The 24,327-nt window shown below is 52.4% G+C and carries 31 protein-coding genes and 1 other RNA gene; 15 read left to right on the top strand and 17 right to left on the bottom strand.

What is annotated here, in order from left to right:
• Positions 1-21: 21 nt before the first annotated feature.
• The 3 genes from NHAL_RS04385 to NHAL_RS21745 all read left to right on the top strand — a co-directional run bounded on the left by NHAL_RS04385 (position 22) and on the right by NHAL_RS21745 (position 1,000).
• Positions 22-312: a nucleotidyltransferase family protein gene (locus NHAL_RS04385; RefSeq protein ID WP_013031960.1), complete on the top strand. Its 291-nt coding sequence runs from the start codon at positions 22-24 to the stop codon at positions 310-312.
• Positions 305-661 carry a HepT-like ribonuclease domain-containing protein gene (locus NHAL_RS04380; protein WP_013031959.1) on the top strand — a complete coding sequence of 119 codons (357 nt, stop codon included), beginning with the start codon at positions 305-307 and terminating at the stop codon, positions 659-661. The genes NHAL_RS04385 and NHAL_RS04380 overlap by 8 nt, the downstream gene beginning before the upstream one ends.
• Before the next feature lie 180 nt (positions 662-841).
• Complete coding sequence (locus tag NHAL_RS21745; RefSeq protein ID WP_238985439.1) at positions 842-1,000, top strand: nucleotidyltransferase family protein; 159 nt, start codon at positions 842-844, stop codon at positions 998-1,000.
• A 279-nt stretch (positions 1,001-1,279) separates the two neighbouring features.
• Here the strand turns inward: NHAL_RS21745 and ssrA are convergent.
• Both ssrA and smpB read right to left on the bottom strand, forming a co-directional pair.
• Positions 1,280-1,640, bottom strand: a transfer-messenger RNA (tmRNA) gene (ssrA, locus tag NHAL_RS20145).
• Positions 1,641-1,781: 141 nt separating this feature from the next.
• Complete coding sequence (gene smpB / locus NHAL_RS04365; protein WP_013031957.1) at positions 1,782-2,264, bottom strand: SsrA-binding protein SmpB; 483 nt, start codon at positions 2,262-2,264, stop codon at positions 1,782-1,784.
• Positions 2,265-2,374: 110 nt separating this feature from the next.
• Here smpB and NHAL_RS04360 point away from each other — a divergent pair, with 110 nt between their 5' ends.
• Genes NHAL_RS04360 through NHAL_RS04350 form a run of 3 tightly spaced genes read left to right on the top strand, consistent with a single transcriptional unit; the run spans position 2,375 to position 4,507 of the window.
• Positions 2,375-3,742, top strand: a complete 1,368-nt coding sequence (locus tag NHAL_RS04360; RefSeq protein ID WP_013031956.1) for a sodium-dependent transporter — start codon at positions 2,375-2,377, stop codon at positions 3,740-3,742.
• Between the two features lie 17 nt (positions 3,743-3,759).
• On the top strand, positions 3,760-4,200 hold the full coding sequence (locus NHAL_RS04355) for a type II toxin-antitoxin system RatA family toxin (protein WP_013031955.1): 441 nt from the start codon (positions 3,760-3,762) through the stop codon (positions 4,198-4,200).
• A gap of 1 nt (position 4,201) precedes the next feature.
• The gene (locus tag NHAL_RS04350) at positions 4,202-4,507 is read left to right on the top strand and encodes an RnfH family protein (protein ID WP_013031954.1); all 306 of its coding nucleotides are present in this window, start codon (positions 4,202-4,204) and stop codon (positions 4,505-4,507) included.
• Here NHAL_RS04350 and NHAL_RS19630 read toward each other — a convergent pair.
• Positions 4,504-5,073, bottom strand: a complete 570-nt coding sequence (locus tag NHAL_RS19630) for an outer membrane protein assembly factor BamE (protein WP_013031953.1) — start codon at positions 5,071-5,073, stop codon at positions 4,504-4,506. The genes NHAL_RS04350 and NHAL_RS19630 overlap by 4 nt on opposite strands.
• Positions 5,074-5,192: 119 nt before the next feature.
• On the opposite strand from NHAL_RS19630, the gene fur reads away from it, so the two are divergent.
• Together fur and NHAL_RS04335 are read left to right on the top strand one after the other, a co-directional pair.
• The gene (fur, locus tag NHAL_RS04340; protein WP_013031952.1) at positions 5,193-5,654 is read left to right on the top strand and encodes a ferric iron uptake transcriptional regulator; all 462 of its coding nucleotides are present in this window, start codon (positions 5,193-5,195) and stop codon (positions 5,652-5,654) included.
• A 36-nt stretch (positions 5,655-5,690) separates the two neighbouring features.
• Positions 5,691-6,320 carry a CPBP family intramembrane glutamic endopeptidase gene (locus tag NHAL_RS04335; RefSeq protein WP_013031951.1) on the top strand — a complete coding sequence of 210 codons (630 nt, stop codon included), beginning with the start codon at positions 5,691-5,693 and terminating at the stop codon, positions 6,318-6,320.
• On the opposite strand, the gene recN is transcribed toward NHAL_RS04335, so the two are convergent.
• The 7 genes from recN to NHAL_RS04300 are packed head-to-tail and all read right to left on the bottom strand — an operon-like array spanning position 6,317 to position 14,102.
• Positions 6,317-8,020 (bottom strand): DNA repair protein RecN, encoded by a 1,704-nt coding sequence (recN, locus tag NHAL_RS04330; RefSeq protein WP_013031950.1) that lies wholly within the window; start codon positions 8,018-8,020, stop codon positions 6,317-6,319. The two genes, NHAL_RS04335 and recN, sit on opposite strands and share 4 nt — an antisense overlap.
• The gene (locus NHAL_RS04325) at positions 8,017-8,898 is read right to left on the bottom strand and encodes an NAD(+) kinase (protein ID WP_013031949.1); all 882 of its coding nucleotides are present in this window, start codon (positions 8,896-8,898) and stop codon (positions 8,017-8,019) included. Before NHAL_RS04325 ends, recN begins: the two co-directional genes overlap by 4 nt.
• The gene (gene recJ / locus NHAL_RS04320) at positions 8,898-10,634 is read right to left on the bottom strand and encodes a single-stranded-DNA-specific exonuclease RecJ (RefSeq protein ID WP_013031948.1); all 1,737 of its coding nucleotides are present in this window, start codon (positions 10,632-10,634) and stop codon (positions 8,898-8,900) included. The genes NHAL_RS04325 and recJ overlap by 1 nt, the downstream gene beginning before the upstream one ends.
• Before the next feature lie 51 nt (positions 10,635-10,685).
• A complete protein-coding gene (locus NHAL_RS04315) occupies positions 10,686-11,732 on the bottom strand; it encodes a hypothetical protein (RefSeq protein ID WP_013031947.1) in 1,047 nt (348 codons plus the stop codon).
• 18 nt (positions 11,733-11,750) lie between these two features.
• Positions 11,751-12,458, bottom strand: coding sequence for a DnaA regulatory inactivator Hda (gene hda / locus NHAL_RS04310; protein WP_013031946.1), 708 nt, complete (start codon positions 12,456-12,458; stop codon positions 11,751-11,753).
• Positions 12,459-12,470: 12 nt separating this feature from the next.
• Positions 12,471-13,076 carry a CDP-alcohol phosphatidyltransferase family protein gene (locus tag NHAL_RS04305; RefSeq protein WP_013031945.1) on the bottom strand — a complete coding sequence of 202 codons (606 nt, stop codon included), beginning with the start codon at positions 13,074-13,076 and terminating at the stop codon, positions 12,471-12,473.
• A 9-nt stretch (positions 13,077-13,085) separates the two neighbouring features.
• Positions 13,086-14,102 carry a DUF2066 domain-containing protein gene (locus NHAL_RS04300; RefSeq protein WP_238985438.1) on the bottom strand — a complete coding sequence of 339 codons (1,017 nt, stop codon included), beginning with the start codon at positions 14,100-14,102 and terminating at the stop codon, positions 13,086-13,088.
• A 195-nt stretch (positions 14,103-14,297) separates the two neighbouring features.
• Between NHAL_RS04300 and purM the strand changes: the two genes are divergently transcribed.
• Together purM and purN are read left to right on the top strand one after the other, a co-directional pair.
• Positions 14,298-15,374: a phosphoribosylformylglycinamidine cyclo-ligase gene (purM, locus tag NHAL_RS04295; protein ID WP_013031943.1), complete on the top strand. Its 1,077-nt coding sequence runs from the start codon at positions 14,298-14,300 to the stop codon at positions 15,372-15,374.
• A complete protein-coding gene (gene purN, locus NHAL_RS04290) occupies positions 15,371-15,994 on the top strand; it encodes a phosphoribosylglycinamide formyltransferase (RefSeq protein WP_013031942.1) in 624 nt (207 codons plus the stop codon). The genes purM and purN overlap by 4 nt, the downstream gene beginning before the upstream one ends.
• Here the strand turns inward: purN and dcd are convergent.
• The 6 genes from dcd to NHAL_RS21460 all read right to left on the bottom strand — a co-directional run bounded on the left by dcd (position 15,991) and on the right by NHAL_RS21460 (position 19,412).
• Positions 15,991-16,557, bottom strand: a complete 567-nt coding sequence (gene dcd, locus NHAL_RS04285) for a dCTP deaminase (RefSeq protein ID WP_013031941.1) — start codon at positions 16,555-16,557, stop codon at positions 15,991-15,993. The genes purN and dcd overlap by 4 nt on opposite strands.
• A 132-nt stretch (positions 16,558-16,689) precedes the next feature.
• Positions 16,690-17,025, bottom strand: a complete 336-nt coding sequence (gene yajC, locus NHAL_RS04280; RefSeq protein ID WP_013031940.1) for a preprotein translocase subunit YajC — start codon at positions 17,023-17,025, stop codon at positions 16,690-16,692.
• An 11-nt stretch (positions 17,026-17,036) separates the two neighbouring features.
• Positions 17,037-17,429 carry a hypothetical protein gene (locus NHAL_RS04275; protein ID WP_041355401.1) on the bottom strand — a complete coding sequence of 131 codons (393 nt, stop codon included), beginning with the start codon at positions 17,427-17,429 and terminating at the stop codon, positions 17,037-17,039.
• A gap of 363 nt (positions 17,430-17,792) precedes the next feature.
• A complete protein-coding gene (locus NHAL_RS04270; RefSeq protein WP_013031938.1) occupies positions 17,793-18,434 on the bottom strand; it encodes a TIGR04282 family arsenosugar biosynthesis glycosyltransferase in 642 nt (213 codons plus the stop codon).
• Between the two features lie 64 nt (positions 18,435-18,498).
• The gene (locus NHAL_RS04265) at positions 18,499-19,182 is read right to left on the bottom strand and encodes a TIGR04283 family arsenosugar biosynthesis glycosyltransferase (RefSeq protein WP_013031937.1); all 684 of its coding nucleotides are present in this window, start codon (positions 19,180-19,182) and stop codon (positions 18,499-18,501) included.
• Positions 19,183-19,223: 41 nt separating this feature from the next.
• A complete protein-coding gene (locus NHAL_RS21460) occupies positions 19,224-19,412 on the bottom strand; it encodes a hypothetical protein (RefSeq protein WP_013031936.1) in 189 nt (62 codons plus the stop codon).
• Between the two features lie 140 nt (positions 19,413-19,552).
• On the opposite strand from NHAL_RS21460, the gene NHAL_RS20140 reads away from it, so the two are divergent.
• Entirely contained in the window at positions 19,553-19,741 is a 189-nt protein-coding gene (locus NHAL_RS20140) for a CPXCG motif-containing cysteine-rich protein (protein WP_013031935.1), read from the top strand.
• 109 nt (positions 19,742-19,850) lie between these two features.
• Positions 19,851-21,620 (top strand): SLC13 family permease, encoded by a 1,770-nt coding sequence (locus tag NHAL_RS04255; RefSeq protein ID WP_013031934.1) that lies wholly within the window; start codon positions 19,851-19,853, stop codon positions 21,618-21,620.
• Positions 21,621-21,677: 57 nt separating this feature from the next.
• On the opposite strand, the gene crp is transcribed toward NHAL_RS04255, so the two are convergent.
• Entirely contained in the window at positions 21,678-22,328 is a 651-nt protein-coding gene (gene crp / locus NHAL_RS04250; protein ID WP_041354635.1) for a cAMP-activated global transcriptional regulator CRP, read from the bottom strand.
• Between the two features lie 118 nt (positions 22,329-22,446).
• Here crp and NHAL_RS04245 point away from each other — a divergent pair, with 118 nt between their 5' ends.
• The 3 genes from NHAL_RS04245 (at position 22,447) to speD (ending at position 24,273) form a co-directional block, all read left to right on the top strand.
• Entirely contained in the window at positions 22,447-22,866 is a 420-nt protein-coding gene (locus tag NHAL_RS04245) for an OsmC family protein (protein WP_041355400.1), read from the top strand.
• Between the two features lie 114 nt (positions 22,867-22,980).
• The gene (locus tag NHAL_RS04240; protein ID WP_013031931.1) at positions 22,981-23,379 is read left to right on the top strand and encodes a VOC family protein; all 399 of its coding nucleotides are present in this window, start codon (positions 22,981-22,983) and stop codon (positions 23,377-23,379) included.
• Between the two features lie 81 nt (positions 23,380-23,460).
• A complete protein-coding gene (gene speD / locus NHAL_RS04235; RefSeq protein ID WP_013031930.1) occupies positions 23,461-24,273 on the top strand; it encodes an adenosylmethionine decarboxylase in 813 nt (270 codons plus the stop codon).
• Positions 24,274-24,327 lie beyond the last annotated feature (54 nt).

Genomic DNA, 24,327 nt, shown 5'->3' with positions numbered 1-24,327 from the left:
TAGTGGGACACGGAGACTGCCATGAAACGACAACGCGCCCTTGAATTGCTGGCCCAAAGCAAGCCGGAGTTGCAGGCCCGCTTTGGCGTCACCCACCTGGCCTTGTTCGGCTCGACGGCACGGGATACGGCAGAGGCCGGCAGCGATGTGGATATCCTAGTCGCCTTCGACGGCCCAGCTACCTCAAAGCGCTATTTCGGGGTGCAGTTCTATCTGGAAGACCTGCTGGGCTGTCCAGTAGATCTGGTCACTGAGAAGGCCCTGCGCCCCGAGTTGCGCCCCTATATCGAAAAGGAGCGGGTCTATGTCTAATGCACCGATGCGGGAATGGCGCTTCTATCTCGATGACATGATCGAGTTCGTCCGCAAGGTGCTCACCTATACCGACGGCCTCGACCAGGCCGCTTTCGTAGCAAGTGGGCTTAACTACGACGCCACCCTGCGGAACCTGGAGCTGATCGGCGAGGCGGCCACCCACATTCCGGATGAGATCAGAACCGCACATCCGGAAATTCCGTGGCGGATGATCATCGCCACCCGTAACCGACTGATTCACGGTTACCTTGGCATCGACGACGATACCCTGTGGAGCATTATCCAGGACGATGTTCCCGTCCTGCTGCCGCTGTTGGAATCGCTCCGGGAGGCATATCAGAGATGAAGCCGACGGACACCAGCGGAAAAGGTCTGGAATTCATCATCGTTGTCTCCCTCGTGGCCGAGTCAAGTTACGTTCAGGAGCGAAAGCGAAACCAGGATCAGTGAAGAGAACGCGTGAGACGAAGAAGCGATAATAATCGGGCTTGGGAAAGAAAGGGTGATGAAGTGATGAAAGACCGCCATGTTACTGGATGAGCTGCGTGCTAAAAAAGAGGTCATCGCCGCGTTGGGTGATCAGTATGGCGCCCGCCATATTCGCGTTTTCGGATCGGTGGCCAGGGGCGAGGAACAGCCCGATAGCGACGTGGATTTTCTGGTGGAGTTTCCCCTGGGGTTATGACCTATTTGCGCAACGCCTGCCCTTGACGGAGCGACTGGAAGAGTTGCTCCAGCGGCGGGTGGAGGTGATCCCGGAGCATGAACTCAACAGACATCTTCACGACCAGATATTGAAAGAGGCGGTGGAGCTATAATCAAGTCATGGCAACCTTATGCAAAAATATTCTCGATGCCATTGCTAGAATCCGCCACATCGAGGCACGAGGCGATGTCATCCAGTATGAAGACTGCCGTGATCATCTCCAAAGTCTGGAACTAAGGACTTTCTTGGATAGTGAATTGGTGGAGGCGGCGGGAATTGAACCCGCGTCCGCAAGCACTCCGCCTTTGGTTCTACATGCTTAGCCCAATCATTAATTTAACCGCCTGCTACCCGACGGGCAGGGAAGACAAACGGCGATCCCAGTGAGGTTTTAACGGGTCCGCCCTGGGAGAGCTTCACCGCGATCTTGTGAGAGTCGACGCCTGAAATCTGAACGCACAAGCACGGCTTCAGTCAGACGGCACCCTACTGGGTTTTAAGCAGCGAGTGCGTAGTTGTCGTCGTTGGCAACTATAATTTTGCAGCGTGATTAACGAGGTCACCGCACCTCGGCATGCTCCTCAGGTTTTGCTACCCGCGTCGAAGCCAAGTCGCCCCCTCAGGAATTATTTAGGGAAAATTTCGTTACTTTTAGAACCCGTATTCTGCCACCTTGCGTCAGAAGCCGGTTCTTCCGAATTTACCTAGTAAGACAGTTTAACCAAAACAGAAGTTCCCCGCCAAGGGGCTTAGAATCTATCTAACGAATCTTTAGCAGCCGCTCTTTTTGCCGAGACCACTCTTTCTCCCTTTCAACCGCACGCTTGTCGTACTTATGCTTACCCTTGGCCAAAGCAATCTCCAATTTTACCCGCCCCCGCTTCCAATATAAAGCCAGGGGCACCAAAGCGTAGCCCTTGCGTTCCACCGCCCCAATGAGTTTACGCAGTTCTTCGCTATGGAGGAGCAATTTTCGGGTTCGAAGGGGATCCGGGCGGATATGGGTCGAGGCCGTGTTTAAAGGGGTAATATGAGCGCCGAACAGCCACGCCTCCCCCCCTTTGAGAAGGCAGTAACTCTCGCTCAGTTGCACCCGCCCCGCCCGCAGGCTTTTGACCTCCCAACCCTCCAGGGCGAGACCCACCTCGTAACGCTCCTCGATGAAATAATCGTGGCGGGCCTTCCGGTTTAGGGCAATGGTATTGCTTGGAGTACCGGACTGTTTCTTTTTGCTTTTAGCCATACTATCAGTATAACAGGTTAATCATGAGAACCCTTGCCCCTGTGACCTTGAGCCTGAAGGAAAATTCGCCCACAATCTGGCCTCCGATGAATTCTCCGAAAGGATAAAGGATGACAAGCCAGCGCACCTCTATTCACGGCCAGTGGTCTTCCCGCTGGATCTTTCTGCTTGCCGCGACCGGTTCTGCCGTAGGCCTGGGCAATATCTGGAAATTTCCCTATGTGGCCGGTGAAAATGGCGGCGGGGCCTTTGTGCTCATTTATATTATCTGTATTGTTCTGATGGGCGTTCCCATCATGATGGGCGAGATTATGCTGGGCCGTCGAGGCCGCCAAAGCCCCATTAATACCATGCGCACTATCGCCATAGAAGAGGATAAGAGTCCCCGCTGGCAATATCTGGGATGGCTCGGCGTCATTGCCGGGTTTTTAATCATGTCCTACTACAGCGTTATCGCTGGTTGGACCCTGGCTTACATCTTTCGCACCGGCGCCGGTATGTTTGCGGAGGCCACCGCAGAAAATGTCGAAGGCCTATTCAATCAATTGGTGAACGATCCAGAGCGGCTGCTGGCTTGGCATACCCTCTTCATGGTCATCACCACCGTGGTGGTTTCCCGAGGCGTTAAGAGTGGCCTTGAACAAGCGGTCCGCTTCCTGATGCCGGCGCTTTTTGTCTTGCTTTTGGTGCTCGTGGGCTATGCCATCAGCACCGGAGAGTATTTTAACCAAGGGCTTCGGTTCATGTTCGAACCTAATTTCGATCAGCTCACCGCCAATGGAGTGTTGGCTGCCATGGGGCAGGCCTTTTTCAGCTTGAGCCTGGGCATGGGGGCGATCATGGTGTACGGTTCATATCTCAACCGTCAGACTTCTATCGCCTGGGCCGCCCTTTCCATCTCTTTTGCCGATACTTTAGTCGCCATGCTGGCAGGACTGGCGATTTTTCCCCTGGTTTTCGCCAATGGCCTCACCCCGGATCAAAGCGTGGGGTTAGTGTTCAAAACCTTGCCCCTGGCCTTCGGGCACATGCCGGGCGGGTCTTTCTTTGGGGCCCTTTTCTTCCTTTTACTCGCCTTTGCCGCCTGGACCTCCGCGATTTCATTGATTGAACCCGCGGTCGCCTACCTGGTGGAAAATCTCGGTATGAGCCGGGTCAAAGCCTCCGCGTGGATAGGCAGCATGGTTTGGTTGCTTGGCATTGGCAGCCTCCTTTCCTTCAATCATTGGTCGGACGCCACCCTCTTCGGCATGACCTTTTTTGGCTTGGTCGATTACCTGACTTCTAATATTATGTTGCCCCTGGGGGGGCTATTTATTGCCGTATTTTCCGGCTGGGTCCTGTGGCGCAGTTCCAGTGTCGAGGAATTTGATATGGGCGATGGATTAGGGTACCGGCTATGGCTTATTCTGGTTCGTTTTGTTGCCCCCTTCGCGGTTATTATTATATTTCTTCATGCTATTGGTGCTCTTAACTAGCTAAACCGTATGTTCTCATGACTACATTAAATCGCAGCGCTTTAGTCCCTTATACCCCGGCTGAGATGTTCGCTCTGGTGGATGACATCGAGTCCTACCCAAAATTTCTTCCCTGGTGTCGCGACACCCAAGTCCATAGCCGTGATCAGGACGAAGTCTACGCCACTATCGAACTGGCCCGGGGGGCTATCCATAAATCCTTTACCACACATAATCGGCTGCAAAAAAACAAAATCATTGAAGTGCGCCTGGTGGAGGGGCCTTTCCACCATCTGGAAGGCTTTTGGCGTTTTGATTCCATCGGTGAATCCGAAGGCTGCCGGATTTCACTCGCCATGGAGTTTGAATTTTCAAGTCGCCTCATTAGCATGGCGCTAGGTCCCATATTTAGTGAAATCACAGCAACACTGGTGGATGCTTTCTGTGAGCGGGCTAAAGAGTGTTATGGCCGACGTTAAAATGATCACCGTTGAGGTGGCCTATGCCCGTCCCGATAAGCAGGTCATCCTTAAGGTATCAGTGCCTGAAAACGCTACTTTGGAAGTTGCCATGCGGGCCTCGGGTATTTTGGAACAGTTTCCCGAGATTGATCTTGACCAAAACAAAGTGGGTATCTTTGGCAAGCTGGCCAAGCGGGATGGCCCGCTCCGCCCTGGTGATCGGGTAGAAATTTACCGTCCCCTAGTGGCCGATCCTAAACAAGCCCGCCGGGAGCGGGCCATCCAGGCGCGGCAAACAAGGTCAGCGGATACCCCCTCCCCTTAGGGAAAATTGCGGGAGGGAACCGGAGCTTCAATGCTGCCGTCCACTTCGGAAGAGGGCAAGGCGGTATCTTCGCCCTCTTCCAGCGCGTCCGACTCTGGCGGCGTCTCCTCGGAAGGAGCATTGCCAAAACCCAGTGCATTCATCAAACCACTTAGCAGGCCCTCTTCCCCTTGTCGTGACGGCACCAAGATAGGGGTGGCGCGGTCTCCCTCTTCGCGCTGTAATTCCTGCTGAGAGTTGGCCTTAACATCGCCGCTCACATAGGAAAGCTCATCGTTCTCGAACCACACCGTAATGGTACGCTGCTCCCGGCGCCCATTACCCGGTTTAAAGCTATAAATATAGTGCCAGTGGTCGGGCCGGAAAGTATCCACCAACAGCGGATTACCCAAGACAAAACGTACTTGTTGTTTACTCATCCCTGGCTTTAGGTTTCCTAACATCTCTTGGGTAATGACATTGCCTTGCTGGACATCGATTCGATAAACGCCGGGCACACGCTCAATACTGCACGCAACCAGCGCAACACTTGCACATCCAATGATAAAAATGAGAAGCTTAGGCATTATTGATATTTATCGTATAATTAAAGTGAGATTTGCAAGCGGCTACCTCGTTCAAGTAATGGGGGGTGATGATACCTGATAGCCGCACTAAATAACATTCTTTAACGAGGGTCAGTACCTTGGAAAGCCAAGACCTACGCAAAGCTGGCCTTAAGGTAACCTTACCGCGCCTTAAGGTGCTGGAAATCCTGGAAAATAGTTCTCAGCGTCATATGAGCGCAGAGGATGTCTATAAGGCCTTACTCGAGCAAGGAGAAGAAATTGGGCTTGCCACCGTTTACCGTGTACTCACCCAATTCGAAGCCGCTGGCCTTGTCTCTCGCCATCATTTTGAAGGCGGTCAAAGCAGCACGGGCCATTCCGTATTCGAAATGGATAGTGGCGAACACCATGATCACCTCTTATGTGTCCGTTGTGGCAAAATTGAAGAATTTGTAGATGAAGTCATTGAAAAACGCCAAGAAGAATTAGCCCGTAAAGCTGGCTTCGATATGACGGATCACTCCCTTTATATTTATGGTATCTGCGCTGATTGCCGGCGGGCCGAGCTTGGTAAAGAGGGCAAGCTTAAGCACGGTTGAAATCCCTATAAACCCCGCTAAATCATTGCTAGCATATTGACTCCTTCGCCTCAGCCTTTTCTCAGTCGCACTCGCTTTCTCACCCTTGCCCTCGTATTTGAGGGGGGGCTAGCGCTAGTCGGTCTGATCTGGGGATGGTTTGTAGGGATTGAGCCCTTCGCCTATCTTAACTTCAACGGATCTGCGCTGGGCTGGGCCCTAATGGGAACACTACCCTTAATGTTCCTCTTTTGGGTGTCCTACCGCTTTCCTGTGGGGCCGTTAGGCCCCATCAAGCGGCTTTTAATTGAAACCTTAGGCCCTTATCTGGATAACTGCCGCTACTACGATCTGCTATTAATTGCCCTGCTTGCAGGCGTTTGTGAAGAGCTATTTTTTCGCGGGGTCCTGCAACCCTGGATAGAAGCCATGGGAGGAGCCACCCTGGGTTTAATAGGCAGCAATCTGATATTTGCTTTAGCCCATTTCATCACCCGAACCTATGCTCTGCTGGCCGGTTTGATGGGCGTCTACCTGGGATTACTCCTTGATGTCGGCGAGCAGCGGAACCTATTGACCCCCATGATGGTGCACACCCTTTATGACTTTTTCGCTTTCCTGGTGGTGGTCCGAACCTTCCGATTAGAAAAAGCCCAGCGGATTTCAAATCGGGAAGATAAGTACTAATTAGCGTTAGGCAACTCAGACGAATTCCTCTGCCGGGCGATCTCCAACATTTCCCGGGCATGGGCACGAGACCTCTCGGTGATCTGCTTCCCCCCCAACATGCGGGCAATTTCTCCTACTCGTTTTTCCCCATCAAGAAGAGTCAACTCAACAGCAGCTACTTGCTCGCGGTGAGACTTACTGACTTGGATCTGAGCATGGGCCTGGGCAGCGACTTGGGGTAAATGGGTGACACAAAGCACTTGCCGATGCTCCCCCAGTTCCCGCAGCCGCGACCCCACAGTCTCTGCCACCGCTCCGCCAATTCCCACATCCACCTCATCAAACACCAGAGTCGAGACTCCCCCAAACTGGAAAGTGAGGACCTGGATAGCCAGCCCGATACGTGACAATTCTCCCCCCGACGCCACTTTACTCAAAGGACCTGGAGGTTGACCAGGATTGGCGCTGACCTGAAACTGGACCTGTTCCGCACCATGGGCGGAAAACTCCCCCTCTTTCAAGGGAAAGAAGAACACCTTAAAGCACCCTCCGGGCATAGCCAGGGACTGCATCGCTTCGGTCACCCCTTGCTTCAGCTTTGCGGCCGCCTTGCGGCGGGCCTCGCTAAGGTTAGCGGCTAAAGCGCGGCACTCTTTGGAAGCGGCGGCAAACTCCTCTTGTCGCTTGCCAAGACGAACATCCAGGGTCTCCAAATCCCTCAATTCCGAAGCCAGGCGCTCTGCCAAGGCGGGAAGCTCCTCTGGTGCCATGCGATGCTTGCGGGCCAATTCATAGAAACCAGAGAGACGGTCCTCAACCCACTTCAGCCGCTCCGGGTCTATCTCCACCGCCTCCAAGTAATGACGCAACCCGCCGGCAGCCTCTTCTACTTGAATAGCAGCGCCCTCCACCAGTTCCAGCGGGGCATTTAACTTAGGATCAATGGTCTGCAACTGAGCCAGTTGACGGGCGACTTGGCCAAGCAGAGCATAGATTGCCCCCTGCTCATTCTGGTAAAGCAAATCCAACGCTGACTCCACCCCTTGAACCAGTTCCGTCCCGTGGGCCAACTGTTGTTGTTCTTGCTCTAGTTGCTCTAATTCCCCAGACTCAGGCCGAAAAGCCTCAAGCTCTTCAACTTGGTAGCGGAGCAACTCCAGGCGGGCAGTCTGCTCACTGGCCGAATGGGTGAGGGTCTCCAACTCCTGACTAAGCTGCTGCCAGCGCTGATAAGCATTGTCCCATTGTTTGAGAAGTAAGCGGTGCCCGCCGTAGGCATCCAAGAGTACCCGCTGGCCCCCAGGACGCAGTAAGGATTGATGGGCATGCTGACCATAGATTTCAACCAAGTACCTTCCCACTTCCCGCAAAGCTTGGATAGGCACGGGGCGGCCGTTAATATACGCTCGGGATCGCCCCTCACGGCTTAAAATACGCCGCAATACGCACTCCTCACCTTGCTCCAAGTCCCGTGCCCGCAACCAGGCAAAAAGAGATTCGTGAGCCCTAATCTCAAAAACGGCCCCGACTTCAGCTCGCTCCTGACCGTGGCGTATTAAAGTCACATCGCCTCGGTCCCCTAGCACTAGCCCCAGTGCATCCACCAGGATAGATTTGCCCGCACCGGTTTCCCCGGTTAAGGCCGTCATCCCGGATTCTAGTGGCAGCACTAACTCCGTGATAATGGCAAGATCCCGGACAAACAGCTCCCTAATCACTCAAGCTTTCGCCCCCAGTGCAACTTGGCACGCAAAATAGAATAGTGGTCATGGGCCGCAGGATGAATCAGCCGAACCCTACCAGGCCGTTTGTATATCCTTACCTTATCCCCCACACCCAATGCTATTCCAGGTTGACCATCGCAACTGGCCTGGCCCGGCGTGGTATTGTGTTCACTGATCACGATTTCAACCACACTATCGGCATCAATCACAAGGGGTCGATTACTCAGGGCATGAGAGCAAATGGAAACCAGCACCATTGCGTTGAGGTTGACATCCAGTATGGGCCCCCCCGCAGAGAGCGCATAGGCGGTGGAGCCGGTCGGCGTGGCGACCACCAGGCCATCAGAACGCTGGCTATTGAGAAAGCGGCCGTTGATATAAGTCTCAAACTCAATTAGGCGAACCACTTCTCGAATGTGCATGGTGACATCATTTAGGGCCGTACCGATGAGGCAAGATTTTCCCTCACGCTCTAGTTCCGCCTGGATCAAGAACCGTTCTTCTTCTCGGAACTGCCCTTCCAAGACCTGGGCCAAATCCGTGTCCAGGGTTTCCGGCAACACATCAGCAAGAAATCCGAGTCGACCCAATTTAATACCCAGTAAAGGAATCCCCGAGTCCGCTAGATTCCGGGCCGCATGGAGTAAAGTGCCGTCCCCCCCCACCACAATAGCCAAATCACAGCGTTGGCCTAACTCATGACGCGCCACGGCCTGCCAATGCTGACTGGGAAAGAGAGTGGCCGTATCCTGATCAATAATAAGTTCCAGTCCCTTCGCCACCAGGAAATCGGCAACCCGCTGCAAGGACTCGGTAATCTGAGGATCTTTTTGCTTGCCAATGAGTCCTATCGTTTTAAAAGGCCTTGCCATCATGCTTCCCGCCCAACCGGCTCCAAATATTCCACCACCAATTGCACGGTGCGCAAATCCCGATATATATTGACATCCAGCCGGTAAGCAAGTCTTATTTTCATGCCAACCTCAAGCCAATCCGGGGGAAGGCAGCGAAAAGCGATCCCCTCCAATTGCTGGCGATTACCGAGAGTAGTCAATGTCAGCTTGAGGTGCGCCTCGCCGACAAGTCGAAATCCTTCTACCCAAAATACCCCATCGAATAACGGTTCCGGGAATCCTTGCCCCCAGGGGCCCCCGTCCCGCAAGGTTTCAGCCAGCTCCAGGTCCCAACGATCTAATTCTCCATCGCTGAGAATAACATCTTCCAGGGTTTCCTCATCAAGCTGGGCCTCCAACACTTCCAAAAAAGCGGCCCGAAAGGGCTCCAAATGGACCCGTGGTAAACTTAAACCCGCGGCCATGGCATGGCCACCAAATTTGCTCAGCAAGCCTGGATAGGAGGTTGCCACCCTATCTAAGGCATCGCGAATGTGGAGGCCGGGAATAGAGCGGGCTGATCCTTTCAATTCCTCGTTATCATGGGGGGCAAAGGCAATTACCGGACGGTAGACTTGCTCCCGGATTCGAGAAGCAAGCAGGCCGATGACCCCCTGGTGCCAAGACTCATCAAATAAACAATAGCCCAGGGGTCCCTTTTCCTCTCCTGGAAAAACCAGATTTTCCAGATGAATCGCCGCTTGATTCTGCATGGTTGACTCGATCTCTCGCCGCTCTCGATTGAGCGCATCAAGCTCGCTGGCCTGTTGTTGGGCCACCTCCGGGGAATCAGTCAACAGACAAGCAATACCCAGACTCATGTCCTCTAAACGTCCAGCGGCATTTAACCGAGGCCCCACCCCAAAACCCAGGTCGCTGGTGGTAAAATTTTCAAGGGAACGCCGCGCGCAAGCGGCAAGGGCCTGAATGCCAACACAACAACGGTGCCGACGAATCCGAGCCAGTCCTTGGGCGACAAGGGTTCGGTTAACCTGATCCAACGGTACCACATCAGCCACCGTCCCCAAGGTCACCAAATCCAACAAAGGCGCGAGGGTGGGTTCCCCCTGACCTGATCGGGCAAACCACCCTTGTTCCCTTAAGTAAGCCCGTAAAGCCAACATGACATAAAAGATGACCCCCACTCCTGCCAGGCAACCACTCGGGAAGGGATCATCGGGTAGATTAGGATTGACGATGGCATCCGCAGCCGGCAGCACCGACCCTGGCAAGTGATGATCCGTAACCAGCACGCGGATATTGGCCTCTTGCGCCGTTTGCACACCATCAATGCTGGAGATCCCATTGTCCACGGTAATGATTAGATCGGGCCGCCCCCGAGCCATGGCTTCCGCCACGATGGCGGGGGTCAACCCGTAGCCATGGATAAACCGGTTCGGCACTAGATAATCCACTTCCCCTGCCCCCATCAGGCGGAGCGCCCGCACCGCCAGGGCACAACTGGTGGCACCATCAGCATCAAAATCGGCAACCACCAGTATCCGCCAGCCCTGCTCCAGGGCCTCCGCCAACAAGGCCACTGCGGTTTTAATATTACTTAACAACCAAGGAGAGGGCAGCTGTTCTAAGGCATAGTCAAGCTCACCCGGAGCCTTAATCCCCCGCGCCCGATACACTCGGCGCAATACCGGATGGATCGTCGCCGGCAATGCAGGGTTGTCAATGGGGCGCCGCTTGAGAACCTTGCCCACCATTAACAACGGCTCGATTTTCTAGTTATTGTCATGAACTTTATCCTCACAGGCTCAAGCTCCAGGGTTTTTTATAAGGGGGCGTGGACGCCGCCACAACTGCCAACTCTGCAACCCAGTTAAATGATAGCCATGCCCATTTAGCGGATAGAAGGCTAAGCTAGCTAACCTTCTATCCCGCAATGCGGCATATAACCCCCTAAACCAGTCTTCCTCCAACGCCAGCAAAATCTCACGGTAATGAAAAGGGTCCGTCCCTTGCAGCAGGGAATCCAACCCCACCAAATAGTTACCCGGCGCCGAGTTCTGTGCTAGCCAAGCGTTGGCCCCTTCCGGTACAGGTTTGCCCGGAATCTTGCAATGGGCAGCCAAGGCTTGAAGCAGCGGCTCCTTGCCCCAACTCACCTGTTGCCATAAGGGTTCAGCCGGGCAGGAGGGGGCTTCCCCGGCCCCCCAGAACCATAAACTATTGACCGGCGAGAGACCTTGTTCTTCTCGCTCACGGTTGAGGGGACAATCATGGAGGAGCATCTGGATTTCGTTGAGCAGGGCCCGCCAACGGGAGGCCTCAGGGCCCCCGGGAAGACCGGGCTCAATATGTTTCCCCTCAATTGCAGCCAAGGCAGTAAAAGTGACCTTTTCTGGTTGGGGCAATCGAAGATACCAGCGATCCGGCTGTAGTGCCTCGAACTGCCAACCATACTCCGTAAATAAGGGGGCCACGGTCCTGGCCAGAGACTGGGACTCGGCCTGATTGAGCTCCAGGTAGCGGGGTCCAAACAACACCAAGCGATCCCGATCAGGCTGTAAACACACAGGATCAGCCCGTACCCACCACCCCCGTTCAAGGGGAACATTTCCCTTATCCCAGGAATACATCAGCGGCGCTAAAGGGAAATCCATCGGCCCGGATTGGGGGATACCGAACAAGTGGAAGAGCAAAGCTTCATATAGGGATGGAGCCACCGCCTCTAAGCTTGCCTGCCCCACGATACGCTCCAGGAATGGCAGCCGAAATCCCTCCGCAGCTTCCGCTTCCAGCGCTGGAATAAGGCCTGGAACGACCAAAGTCAGATGTAAAGGTGCAGTTCGAAGCAACAAAATGAAGGCCTGTGGTAATTAACGAAGTTGTATGCCTAACACTTGCCGTGCAAACGGGATGGTCAGCCGCCGCTGAGCCGCCATGGAGGCACGCTCCAATTGGGCCAGCAAATCGCTTAGGGAATGCATATCCCGGTCACTATGACGCAATAAGAAGGCCGCCACCTCATCCGGCAACTCCATACCTCTTTTGGCGGCCTGAAGTTTTAAGGCAGCATGCTTTTGGTGATCATCCAATGGCTGGAGCTGATACACAAGCCCCCACCCTAGGCGGGAACGGAGATCAGGCAGCAGCAAAGGGAGCGCACCGGGTTTCTTGGAAGAAGCCAGCAGGAGTTGGCTGGGGCCTTCCCGCGAAAGGTTATAGAGATGAAGCAAGGATTCCTCCCAGTAGCGACAGCCGGCAATCCGATCAATATCATCGATGGCGACCAGAGCAGCCGCCTCCAGCCCACGTAGGATTTCGGGGGCCATGATAGCGGCCCGTTTTAAGGGCACATAGGCCACCCGCTCGCCTCTTTGGGCGGCTGCCTGGCAAGCTGCCAGGAGTAAGTGGGTTTTCCCTACCCCAGAAGGACCCCAGAGGTAGAGGAAACGCTCCCCCTCCCCTTGCCCACAACGCTCTACTGCCGCAACCAGCTCGCGGTTGCTATCAGCGAGATAGTAATTTTCGAAACTGGGAGCGCCGTACTCACCGATAGGCAGAGGAAGTTGCTGAGTAACCAAGAGCGAAATCCTTCACCCGTGATTGGTGGTTTCCGGTCGTTGCCGGCAGGATTCAGGGCCTGCCTTTTGGGTTCTACTCACCCGCCAGGCTTGCCCCCCCCAATGCCAAATATATTGCATACCGCTTAAAAGGGTGGTGAGTGCCACCAGATAGATAAACCAACCCGTCAATTGCGGAATATCCAACCCTGGCAACTGGCTAATCATGACGGCGACAACCAATAAGATTTGGCATAACGTGTTAAGCTTACTGAGCGGCACTGGCTCCATTTCAAAAGGGCCCACCCAAAAATGATAAGCAAGACCACCGAGGACAATGACCAGATCCCTGCCGAGGGCTAACAGCACCAACCAATAGGGGAGATGCCCTAGCCAAGCCAACACAATAAAACTCGAAATAAGTAGCAGCTTATCAGCCAACGGATCAAGGATAGAGCCCAGGCGACTCTGCCAGTGGTAATGCTTAGCAAGAAATCCATCTACACCGTCGGAGGCACCCGCCATCAGGATAATCCACAAAGCAAAAAAATAGTCTTCTTGGAGCAACACATAGATGAGCGGTGCCACCAACAAGATGCGTATTACAGTAAGAAGGTTGGGAATATTTCTCACCTGCATTGTGTCGCGTCACGGCAGTAGTCGGTAATTGAGTTCCCTATTCGTCCCACCCGGTTCGGTAGCCCCACCTTCCGCTACCTGTGCCAAGCTCCTTCCAAACTGGATAGAGGCAGCCAAAGCCTCGGCTCCCCCTTGCAACTTGAGTCTAAACTTGGCTTCCGTCCGGGATAGTTGTACCGGTTGTATGGCAGTCACTTGGCTAAGGCCGCTGAGATAAGAAAAGAGGCGGGCATAATCCATAAACGAGATCACCTCGGTCACCCTGATTTGTACTGAGGATTGGGAATTATTTCCAGTGACAGGCGCTATTCTAGCGGCAATCACATCGACTGCCTCATCAATACCGGCGCGTAATGCCTGCTCAAGCTCGCCTTCAACACGCCAACTTCGTCCTTGCTCAGCGCCGTAAAGAGTCCAACGAGCCTGCCAATCCTCCCCTCCCTGGCGCAACAAACGCCCCACGAGCTGTACCGAGGTGGGATAACGGTTTGATGCCGCCAAGATGGGTTCAGGAAAGTTACCCCAAACATCGGTAAAAGACAGTTGCGATTGATCTTCTAAGTCCCAGAGGGGAAAAAGCACGGTCATTCCCCGGCGTTCTGCCTGAGATTGTAGGATCTCGGCAATGGGCGAAGCGATGCTTGCATCCAATAAATAACGCTGGCTGCCATCCTCAACCGCAACCCATAACAGCAGCGTAGGGCGAGCCCGGCCCCACATGGGCAACCCTCTTTGCCGCAATAATTGCTTCACACCCCGGGAATCGAAACGAACCCAAAAGGTAGTTGCCCCATTTTCCCCTTCAGGAGTATCGTAACGAAATTGTTGTACCAACTTGTGGGCTTCTTCAAGCAGAGAGGTGAGAGGGGCCTCGGCCAAGGCGTGGCGATGACCCATCACCTTTAACAAAACCTTCTGAAAGGCCTCTTTCACCGCCGCTGATTGCTCTTCCGGAGATTGGCTACTGACCGTCACCTGGGCTTCATAAAGCCCCCCTGCGCCGGCAGCTTGAACCGGCAACAACATCACCCCCCATATTACTATTATTGCTAAGGCAACATGCTTCATAACTCTAGTCTATCATGCATAGGGTCCCAACAGCGCTAACCTAAAGAAAGAACCAGAACACCGCCCAATTTGTTACTCTAATAGCAGATTGAATTAAACAGAAACTATCTTCTTCCGTCTAGCACAATATGTGGGGTAAAAACAGATCACCCTATGAGCAAACAAAAACGGCCTCCTTCTAACCACTCCCCTTTAAGTTACCGCGCTGCCGGTGTTGATATCGAGGCAGGCAATCGCCTCGTGCAGCGGATTAAACCTGCGGCAGCTCGCACAGCTCGTCCTGGCGTATTAAGCGGCCTAGGGGGGTTTGGCAGCCTGTTTGAACTCCCAATTGACCGCTACCGACATCCCATACTGGTGGCGGGTACCGATGGCGTAGGCACAAAACTCAAACTGGCCATTCAATTGAACCGTCACCAGAGCATTGGGATTGATCTCGTGGCCATGTGTGTCAATGATATCGTCGTTCAAGGCGCCGAGCCGCTCTTTTTTTTGGATTACTATGCCACAGGCCGATTAGAGGTTGAGGTGGCTGCCGAAATCATTGAGGGCATTGCCCACGGCTGCGAACTGGCTGGGGCAGCCTTGGTTGGCGGAGAAACGGCAGAAATGCCAGGGATTTACCAACCTGGTGACTATGATCTCGCCGGCTTTAGTGTCGGCGTGGTGGAAAAGGAACGCCTTATTGATGGGAGCCGGGTACAAGCTGGCGACAGCCTTATCGGAATCGCCTCCTCTGGACCTCACGCCAACGGTTATTCCCTGATTCGTAAAATTCTTGAACGCAGTCCCTCCTCCCTGGACAGCCCCTTGGGAGATCAGACACTAGGCGATGCCCTGCTAACGCCCACCCGTATCTATGTCAAACCGCTGCTACAACTACTGGAAAGGATTGAGGTCCATGCCCTCGCCCACATCACCGGCGGGGGACTACCGGAGAATTTACCGCGGGTGCTACCTCCAGGGCTGAGTGCTGAGATTGAAACTAGCCACTGGCCACGCCCACCTATTTTTGACTGGCTGCAACGGGAGGGGAATCTCCCTGAAAAGGAACTCTATCTTACTTTTAATTGTGGAATTGGCATGGTGGTCTGTGTAAACAAAAGGGATACCGAACGGACCTTGGAACTTTTAAGCAATTTTGGCGAAACTGCCTGGCTGATAGGTCAAGTCGTGCCGAAGAGAAACGAAGGAGCAGGAGTCATCCTTAGCTCAGGAAGCCAATCGTGACGAATAGCCAACGCTTACCCCTGGTGATACTCATCTCTGGCCGGGGTAGTAACCTTCAAGCCATTCTCGAGCAATCTCGAAGCGGGCAATTACCGGTTGAAATTCGGGCCGTGATCAGTAATCGCCCCCAAGCGCAGGGGCTCGAACGGGCCCAACGCGCGGGGATCGAAACCCGAGTCCTTGACCATCGCCAGTACCCTAACCGAGAGGCTTTTGACCTGGCTTTGATGAAAGTGATTGACCGTTACGCTCCTGAACTCGTGGTACTTGCGGGTTTCATGCGCATCTTGACCGCTGAATTTGTCCGCCATTACCAAGGGCGCTTGATGAACATTCACCCTTCCCTGTTGCCAAATTTCCCGGGCCTAGATACTCACCGACGAGCACTTCAGGCAGGAAAAAGAGAACACGGCGCTAGCGTGCACTTTGTCACCAATAAAGTCGATGGGGGGCCGATTATCCTGCAAGCCCGGGTGCCGATATACCCTGGTGATACCCCCGACACTCTAGCGGCGCGGGTATTAGAGGAGGAACACCGTATTTATCCTGAAGCGATCCGGGCCTTTGCCGAAGGCAAAATACGCCTCGAAGAAGAACGGGTTCATTGGATTAAAGATTAAGCCTTTGGAAGCGTAACGCCGGTTTGGCCCTGATACTTGCCACTCCGATCCCGATACGAGGTCTCACAAGGCTCATCTGACTCCAAAAATATCACCTGGGCGACACCCTCATTGGCATAGATTTTAGCCGGCAGAGGAGTCGTGTTTGAAAACTCCAACGTCACATGCCCCTCCCACTCGGGTTCCAAGGGAGTCACATTGACAATGATCCCACAGCGGGCATAAGTGGATTTTCCCAAACAAATGGTGAGCACGCTACGGGGAATCCGGAAATATTCAACGGTTCGCGCTAAAGCAAAAGAATTTGGAGGAATAATACAAACATCGGACCGCATATCTACAAAACTGTTGGCATCAAAATTCTTAGGGTCAACAATAGCGGAATTGATGTTGGTGAAAATCTTAAACTCATTAGAGCACCGGATATCATAACCATAGCTTGAGGTGCCATAAGAGATAATGCGTACGTTATTGGATTCCCGGATTTGACGCGGCTCGAAAGGCTCTATCATACCGTGCTCTCGCGCCATGTAACGAATCCATTGATCGGATTTAATACTCATTTGACGGCCGGAGAATGGATTTGTCATTGGGTGAGGCAGTTCGGGCGATAGCCAGAACTCGACTCAAAAAATTAAGAACACATGGGTTAAGCGGGCCCGTCATTCCCTGACGGGCCTTTTTCTTGTCATTCGTTACAAGCTTTTTCCCGTCCCTTTGGGCAACACCCTAGATACCGCGCCCTTTTCAACTTTAACTTCTATTCCTTCCGTCAATTCCAAGAGTAGAAAATTATCGCCCACTTTGAGAATTCGTCCCCATAATCCTCCATTGGTTACAATTTCATCACCCTTGCTTACCGAAGCGAGCATACGGAGGCGCTCTTTATGGCGCTTTAACCGTGGCCGTATCGCAAGTAAATAATAAACGAGAAAAATGGTGCTGAATATGAGCAAAGGCACCCAGAATGATCCAGTGGCCTCTGGTGACGGGCCATTTTGAGCCCAAGCCTCTGTAATAAAAAAATTCATTCTTGTTGCCCTTATTTTCTCTTGAAGAAATGGTATCCGTAAGGCCCCTTCAGAATCATTCTACCATTGCTTTTTTCGACGACTTTATACTTAGTCGTGCCTAAATCATCCTTGACCTTAATCACGGATTCTTCAATAATTTTGTAAGTTTTATTGAAGGTGGTCTTTTGTTTAAGAAACTTGTTGTAGCCAGAAATCTCCACTTTCCCATCGGAATGAAAATCCCACGTGGCAAATTCTTTGTTGCTATTGCTCCCATCTTGCCTCTGCGCCGTCTTCTCCATTTCCCAGGTCCCTACAATATCCGAAGGCTCTTTAACAGCAGACTGAGCATAAACCGTAGCACCTAGGAAAGCATAGCTAAGAAAAAGAAAAGCAAGACCAAGAATACTTCTGGAACTCATAATGTTCTCCCTCAAATCACTCGTCATTTTATGTTTGGAGAAACGATATCCTTTCGTCTCAATGAATAAACCCAATAGAATATAATGCCCTAAGTTGGAATCAGGCAAAGAAAGGATCTCCCCTAACAAAGGGGAAACAGCGGCCACACATATTGCCACAACCAGGCCACGATTTTATCAAGAGGTGAGGCAACACCAATGTTTCGTCTCTAAATACTTCGGCAAAAGTTTTGGGGTATGGGTTCCCCTTTGCTCTCGTCTTATCCTGCTAGAGCACTCTATAACTATGCGCATAGGCATAGGGACACGAACTAGAGTATCCTAACCTGGGAATAGAAAAAAGGCGAATCAATTAGGGCCATATCACCATGGAAATCCGGTCAAGACGCCCGGATAATCCTGCTCCATCCTTCTTAGGTCACAAGGACGGTCCACGTCCCAGCGGGGGGCTAATTCCTTCCCTCGCCAATTAAGCATCTGCAAGCGGGCCCGGGTCTGTCCTAGCACGTGAGGGCTACCCCAAGATATCCCGGAGAACAACCGGCGGCTACAGCGGCGTACGCCGATGAGGACATACCCTCCATCTTCAGCAGGTCCTAAAACCACATCCGCCCCTGTTGTCAGGGCAACTAATGCGTCATACAAGTCTTCGGCCGTTAACCCAGGACAATCGGTGCCGATAAGCACCGCGCTCTTAGCCTGCCGTAAAGTGGCTGCCAAAGCCCCCTGCATCCGCCTTCCAAGATCCGCGCCCTGCTGAGCTTGTAAGGATATCCCAAATTTACGGCGGCAGTGGGCAAAGAAAGGATGGCGGGTATCCGGGGCACACCACAGCTCCACGGGACAAAGCCTAGCCTCGGTAGCCCGTGTTAGGGTGTATTCACCAAGCTGGCGTTGCAACGCCGCAGCACGATAAACTCCCAGGGCTGGAATCAATCGGGTCTTAGCCCGGCCTGGAACAGGGGCTTTGGCGAAAATCAATAACCGTGCGTCCGGGAATTCCATAAATTGTGATGAATACCTAGTTTCGGAAACAACGCCCTAACCTCTATCCTCCGACCATACTCTTTTACCCACTCCGGTAGTAGAGCTGCACTAAACGTTCCGGACTCACACCCAAAAAATAGGCCAGTCGCAAAAACCACATCAGCAATATCGTGCGGAGAATGCCTCGCCCTTCCCAATAACGGCTAGACACCTTCACCGTAGAACTCAAACACAAGGGCCAACTAAACCGCTTCAAGCGCCGGCTCAACACAATATCTTCCATCAATGGTATTTCAGGAAATCCTTCAGCCGCTACAAAAACTTCCCTCTCAACAAATAAGGCCTGATCACCGGTGGCGATTCCAGTTAATCGAGAACGCCAATTCATGCTCCATTCGATGACACGGAACCAAGTTGATCGGCCCGAGAGACGCACATTAAAACGCCCCCACTTATGTTGACTCCTTGAAAGTCCAGCCGTAATTGCATTCTCGGCTTCCTTCGGCAAACGGGTATCGGCGTGGAGAAAAAGTAATATTTCACCTCCAGCCACCTTAGCTCCAGCATTCATCTGGATACCACGGCCCCGCCGGGCAACCAAAAGGCAATCGGCCAGGGGTTGGGCTAGAGAGAGGGTCCGATCGGAACTCCCACCATCAACGACGATAACCTCATGTCCCCTTGCCCGCAGTGGCTGTAATCGTTGGAGGGCCCCGCGAATCTCAGCCGCCTCGTTGAGGGTAGGAATAATAATGGATATCCGCATTGTTTAACCATCAATATAAAATCAGATAATCCAAACTGGCTTTACCGGGACCAAGGAAAGAGAAACCGGTCCTGAACATCTGCAAACCAATTCTCGCCTCGATATTTCGTGATACCCGCCTCCCAAAACTCATAAGCTAGAAGCAGGCGCAATCCAAGCTGGGGCAAGAATTCACCAACGCGATTTAGAGCCTCTATACTAAAATGGGCAAAGGATGCCAAGATAGCCATATTATCAATAATCCCCTTGAAACATTTTAAAGATGAAAGCTCATCAACGAACTTTTCTATAGACGTGCCAAATTGTCATTTATTGCAATTCCTGAGCTTTTTCTTTGAATCTAGAGTCAGATAGGTGCACCCACATCACTATGACCGAGCCGGTAACCGTCATTTGTCCTTACTGTGGAACACAATTTGAAACCCTAGCGGACTGCTCAGCTGGGAATCAGACTTACTACGAGGATTGCGCGCTTTGCTGCCATCCCATCCTCTTCCATCTTAGAGTTGACGAGAATGGAAAATTATTACACCTGGAAACCCTGCGGGAAGATGAGTAAGGAGTTCAGGAAAATACCTCCCCACTATTTTTTTGAATTATAAACAAAATTAGGGACAATAGACCCCTAAACGGCCAGAATACTTCCAACTATCAGGCAGCTAAAAAAAATGAGCTTTGAAGCATGGCTGACCCTGGGTGTTATCATCCTCATCCTGGGATTATTAATGTTCACCCGGAAACCCCCCGATGTCATCGTGGTCGGCGGAGTCACCTTACTGCTACTTGCTGGCGTGCTTACCCCTGCAGAGGCCTTAGCGGGTCTATCTAACCCGGCAATGGCGACAGTCGGGGTATTATTTATTGTCGCTGCCGGCCTGCGCGAAACCGGTGGCATCGACTGGTTGGCCCACCACCTGCTGGGCAATGGCCGCTCGCTAGTCTGGCTCCAAGCCCGGATTATGGCCCCCATCATCGCCGTGAGCGCTTTCATGAATAATACCCCCGTGGTGGCTATGCTTATCCCGGTCATCACCGATTTTGCCCGTCGGCACCGTCTATCCACTTCAAAGCTCATGATTCCCCTAAGCTATGGGGCTATTTTAGGAGGAACCTGCACCCTCATCGGCACCAGTACCAATCTTGTCGTTAATGGCCTCCTAGTCACGCAAGCTAAATATACCGACCTAGGCCTGTTTGAAATCGCTTGGGTGGGACTGCCCATCGCAGTATTAGGGATTACTTATATGCTCCTATTCGGGCGTTGGTTACTGCCGGATCGGAAGCCCGTCTTCAGTCGCTGGGACGATCCTCGGGAATATACGATGGAGATGCTGGTTCAATCCAGTAGCCCCCTGGTAGGACGCACCATTGAAAATGCAGGCCTACGCAACCTGCCAGGCATGTATCTAGTCGAGATCAACCGCCAGGAGCAAGTTATCCCCGCAGTGCGGCCCAACGAGAGACTCCAGGCCAACGATCGGCTGGTCTTTGTGGGAGTTGTCGATACCGTCAAGGACCTGCAGAAGATTCGCGGGCTAATGCCCGCCACTAACCAGGTATTTAAGTTGGACTCACCCCGCTCCGAGCGCTGCCTGATTGAAGCCGTCGTCTCTAATACCTGCCCGCTCGTGGGGAGTACGATCCGGGGGGGGCAATTCCGCAGCGTCTATAACGCAGTCGTCATTGCGGTGGCGCGTAACGGAGAAAGAGTGGGCGGTAAAATTGGCGATATTATCCTCCAATCCGGGGATACCCTCCTTTTAGAAGCTCGTCCTTCCTTTTTAGAACAACAGCGCAACTCACGGGATTTTTTTCTGGTCAGCGAAGTGGCCGATTCCAATCCTCCTCGCCATGACCGGGCTTGGATAGCCCTTACCATCTTAGTGGCCATGGTGAGTTCCGTGACTTTACAATGGCTCAGCCTGTTAGAAGCCGCCCTTGTCGCTGCCGGGCTTATGGTCATGACTCGATGCATTCAAACTGCAACCGCGCGACGCAGCGTGGACTGGCAGGTCCTTATCGTCATCGCGGCCTCCCTAGCCCTTGGCCAGGCGCTGCAACATACCGGCGCCGCTACCAATATCGCCCATATGGTACTGAGATTCGTGGGCGATGACCCCTGGATAGCCCTGGCTGTCGTGCACTTGCTCACTGCCCTGATGACCGAAGTCATCACCAATAATGCCGCCGCCGTCCTCATGTTCCCTATCGCCTTGGCGGCCGCCGATAACCTCGGGGTTAATTTCATACCCTTTGCCATTTCCATTATGGTCGCCGCATCGGCCAGCTTCGCCACCCCCATAGGTTATCAAACGAACTTAATGGTCTATGGCCCTGGCGGCTATCATTTCGCGGATTATCTCCGAATCGGACTTCCACTTAACCTCTTGGTATGGGGTATGACTGTTTTTATTGCCCCCAAAATATGGCCATTTTAAATATCTATTGAAAATACTGGCTATTAATTTTTTGGAAAATCAGGTATTATATTTGGTTTAGCGAGTGCCATAGACTACAATCGTCTTGCCTTTAACCCAAATCAAACCCTGTTGCTGTAGCTCTTTAAGTACCCTTCCTGCCATCTCCCGAGAGCAACCTACAATCCGACTTATCTCCTGCCGGGTAATGCGAATTTGCATGCCATCGGGATGAGTCATGGCATCAGGCTGCTGGCACAAATCGAGCAATGTCCGCGCAATCCTGCCGGCCACATCCATAAAGGCGAGATGACCGACTTTACGGTTGGTTTCTAGAAGGCGCCGAGTGAGCTGACGCCCAAGAGCAAGGAGGATCCGATGATAATGCTCTGCGAGCGGACCTTGAACTAAAAGCCGTAATCGCTCATAGGTGATTTCCGCCAATTGGCAGGGGGTTCGAGCCCGGACTAACACGCTCCGATTTTGGAGTTCGGCAAACAATCCCATCTCGCCGATGAAATCCCCCTTGTTGAGGTAGGCCAAGATGAGTTGATTTCCCTCCTCATCTTCCATATAGACCGTTGCTGAGCCTTTGCGAATGTAATAAAGAGTGTCTGCCGGATCTCCAGGATGGATGATGGGTGCTTTGGCAGGAAAATTCTTAATATGGCAGTACTCAAGGAAATGCTCAATGGAAGGCTCCCCCTCTGGGCGCAAATTCCGTAGCATTGTCGTCCTTCCTAACAGAGGTTCGGTCATAGCCTGGGGTCCTCATCCTAAGTCAATTCAACCTATAGTAATATTGGCAGCGATAGGAACATCTTTAATGACACGGGGGCTATCGCCTATGAAGGCACGTATTAAATGGATCGAGAACAGCAGCTTCGCCGGCCAATCAGGAAGCGGCCATACCGTAGTGATGGAGGGTCCTCCAGAGAGTGGTGGGCACAACCTAGGGATTCGACCTATGGAAATGCTCCTACTAGGAATGGGCGGCTGCACTGCCTTTGATGTCGTACAAATTCTACAGAAAAGCCGACAACCGATTACCGACTGCGTAGTAGAGATTTCGGCTGAGCGAGCAGAAACCATACCTAAAATATTTACCCATATTCATGTCCACTTTAAAGTCTCCGGCCACGGCCTCAAAGCGCATCATGTTAAACGAGCCGTTGAACTTTCTAGCGAAAAGTACTGCTCCGCCTCTATCATGTTAGGAAAATCGGCTGCTATTCATCATAGTTACGAGATCATTGACCTCAACTAACTTAGGAGAGAAAGCCTAGTCTGCATCGAGTAGGAGCAATGGGCTTGTATTGGAACTTACGGTAATGGTAGAACTAAAATTTGTATTTTGGATTAATTGAGAGGGCAGTGATCATTGGATAAGCCTCCAGCAACGGCCGGCCTGCGCCATGTCGCCTTATTCGTGAGCGATCTTGAGGCCTGTAAAAATTTCTATGTGGGCCTCCTTGGGATGCAAGTCGAATGGCGCCCAGACGCAGACAACGTATATCTTACCTCAGGCCATGATAACCTGGCACTCCACCGAACACCTCCGGATCAATCCCCCATAGGGCCCCAGAGATTGGATCATATTGGCTTTATCATTCATACCCCTGAGGCCGTAGACGCCTGGTATGAGTATCTCAAGGCTCACCATGTGCCCATAAAGGCAGCGCCACGCACTCACCGCGACGGCACCCGTAGCTTTTACTGCACCGATCCGGCAGGCACAACGCTGCAACTCATCTACCACTCTTCTCTTGTCGCAAAATAGTGAGATAATGCGCCGCCCAGTAGGGCGGGCAATATTTCACAGGGTTGTCATTAGTCAGCGAGGAGGAAAGGGAAACAAGCAATGGCACCTCTCTTTAACAAGATTAAGCTACATGGTTTTAATAACTTAACCAAGACACTGAGTTTTAATATTTATGACATTTGCTATGCGCAAACCCCCGAACAACGTCGGGAATACATTGAGTATATCGACGAAGAGTACAACGCTGAACGATTAACCCATATCCTCACCGAGGTGGCTGAAATTATCGGTGCCAATATCCTCAACGTCGCCCGGCAAGATTATGAGCCCCAGGGAGCCAGCGTCACCATGTTGATTGCAGAGGATGACACTGAGGAGAGGGAACAATTTACCAGCACAGAAGAACCAGGTCCGCTGCCGGAAAGCCTCGTCTGCCACTTAGACAAAAGTCATCTGACTGTCCACACTTACCCGGAAAGCCACCCGGAAAATGGGATCAGTACATTTCGTGCTGATATCGATGTTTCTACCTGTGGCCGGGTCTCGCCATTGCGGGCCCTCAACTATCTTATCCATAGCTTAGAGTCGGATATTGTGACGATGGATTATCGAGTCCGGGGGTTTACCCGCAGCGTGGATGGAGGCAAGCACTTTATCGATCATGCCATAAACTCCATTCAAAATTTCATCGCTGAAGACACCAAGGAACGGTACCATATGATCGATGTGAATATCTATCAGGAAAACATCTTTCATACCAAGATGATGCTTAAAAATTTTGACCTTGATGATTACCTGTTCGGGGGAAATGCTTCAGACCTCCCGGCGAAGGAGCAGCAGCAAATTGCTAACCGGGTCAAAACCGAAATGCTAGAGATTTTCTATGGCAAGAACATGCCTGATATTGAATAACTTTGGAAATGATTTTAAAAATCAGCGTTAAAAAAGAATAGGAAGTTACGGCCC

This window comes from Nitrosococcus halophilus Nc 4, from assembly GCF_000024725.1.
Classification (GTDB): domain Bacteria; phylum Pseudomonadota; class Gammaproteobacteria; order Nitrosococcales; family Nitrosococcaceae; genus Nitrosococcus; species Nitrosococcus halophilus.
Note: the sequence above shows the minus strand (reverse complement) of the source record. Positions and strands in the feature narration are given on the sequence as shown.

Excerpts from the sequence above, each read along its gene's own strand:
- NHAL_RS04385 (WP_013031960.1), top strand. The coding sequence starts at position 22 with ATGAAACGACAACGCGCCCTTGAATTGCTGGCCCAAAGCAAGCCGGAG.
- NHAL_RS04380 (WP_013031959.1), top strand. The coding sequence starts at position 305 with ATGTCTAATGCACCGATGCGGGAATGGCGCTTCTATCTCGATGACATG.
- NHAL_RS21745 (WP_238985439.1), top strand. The coding sequence starts at position 842 with ATGTTACTGGATGAGCTGCGTGCTAAAAAAGAGGTCATCGCCGCGTTG.
- smpB (WP_013031957.1), bottom strand. The coding sequence starts at position 2,264 with ATGGCTAAAAGCAAAAAGAAACAGTCCGGTACTCCAAGCAATACCATT.
- NHAL_RS04360 (WP_013031956.1), top strand. The coding sequence starts at position 2,375 with ATGACAAGCCAGCGCACCTCTATTCACGGCCAGTGGTCTTCCCGCTGG.
- NHAL_RS04355 (WP_013031955.1), top strand. The coding sequence starts at position 3,760 with ATGACTACATTAAATCGCAGCGCTTTAGTCCCTTATACCCCGGCTGAG.
- NHAL_RS04350 (WP_013031954.1), top strand. The coding sequence starts at position 4,202 with ATGATCACCGTTGAGGTGGCCTATGCCCGTCCCGATAAGCAGGTCATC.
- NHAL_RS19630 (WP_013031953.1), bottom strand. The coding sequence starts at position 5,073 with ATGCCTAAGCTTCTCATTTTTATCATTGGATGTGCAAGTGTTGCGCTG.
- NHAL_RS04325 (WP_013031949.1), bottom strand. The coding sequence starts at position 8,898 with ATGGCAAGGCCTTTTAAAACGATAGGACTCATTGGCAAGCAAAAAGAT.
- recJ (WP_013031948.1), bottom strand. The coding sequence starts at position 10,634 with ATGGTGGGCAAGGTTCTCAAGCGGCGCCCCATTGACAACCCTGCATTG.
- NHAL_RS04305 (WP_013031945.1), bottom strand. The coding sequence starts at position 13,076 with ATGCAGGTGAGAAATATTCCCAACCTTCTTACTGTAATACGCATCTTG.
- NHAL_RS04300 (WP_238985438.1), bottom strand. The coding sequence starts at position 14,102 with ATGTTGTTGCCGGTTCAAGCTGCCGGCGCAGGGGGGCTTTATGAAGCC.
- purM (WP_013031943.1), top strand. The coding sequence starts at position 14,298 with ATGAGCAAACAAAAACGGCCTCCTTCTAACCACTCCCCTTTAAGTTAC.
- dcd (WP_013031941.1), bottom strand. The coding sequence starts at position 16,557 with ATGAGTATTAAATCCGATCAATGGATTCGTTACATGGCGCGAGAGCAC.
- yajC (WP_013031940.1), bottom strand. The coding sequence starts at position 17,025 with ATGAATTTTTTTATTACAGAGGCTTGGGCTCAAAATGGCCCGTCACCA.
- NHAL_RS04275 (WP_041355401.1), bottom strand. The coding sequence starts at position 17,429 with ATGAGTTCCAGAAGTATTCTTGGTCTTGCTTTTCTTTTTCTTAGCTAT.
- NHAL_RS04270 (WP_013031938.1), bottom strand. The coding sequence starts at position 18,434 with ATGGAATTCCCGGACGCACGGTTATTGATTTTCGCCAAAGCCCCTGTT.
- NHAL_RS04265 (WP_013031937.1), bottom strand. The coding sequence starts at position 19,182 with ATGCGGATATCCATTATTATTCCTACCCTCAACGAGGCGGCTGAGATT.
- NHAL_RS21460 (WP_013031936.1), bottom strand. The coding sequence starts at position 19,412 with ATGGCTATCTTGGCATCCTTTGCCCATTTTAGTATAGAGGCTCTAAAT.
- NHAL_RS20140 (WP_013031935.1), top strand. The coding sequence starts at position 19,553 with ATGACCGAGCCGGTAACCGTCATTTGTCCTTACTGTGGAACACAATTT.
- NHAL_RS04255 (WP_013031934.1), top strand. The coding sequence starts at position 19,851 with ATGAGCTTTGAAGCATGGCTGACCCTGGGTGTTATCATCCTCATCCTG.
- crp (WP_041354635.1), bottom strand. The coding sequence starts at position 22,328 with ATGCTACGGAATTTGCGCCCAGAGGGGGAGCCTTCCATTGAGCATTTC.
- NHAL_RS04245 (WP_041355400.1), top strand. The coding sequence starts at position 22,447 with ATGAAGGCACGTATTAAATGGATCGAGAACAGCAGCTTCGCCGGCCAA.
- speD (WP_013031930.1), top strand. The coding sequence starts at position 23,461 with ATGGCACCTCTCTTTAACAAGATTAAGCTACATGGTTTTAATAACTTA.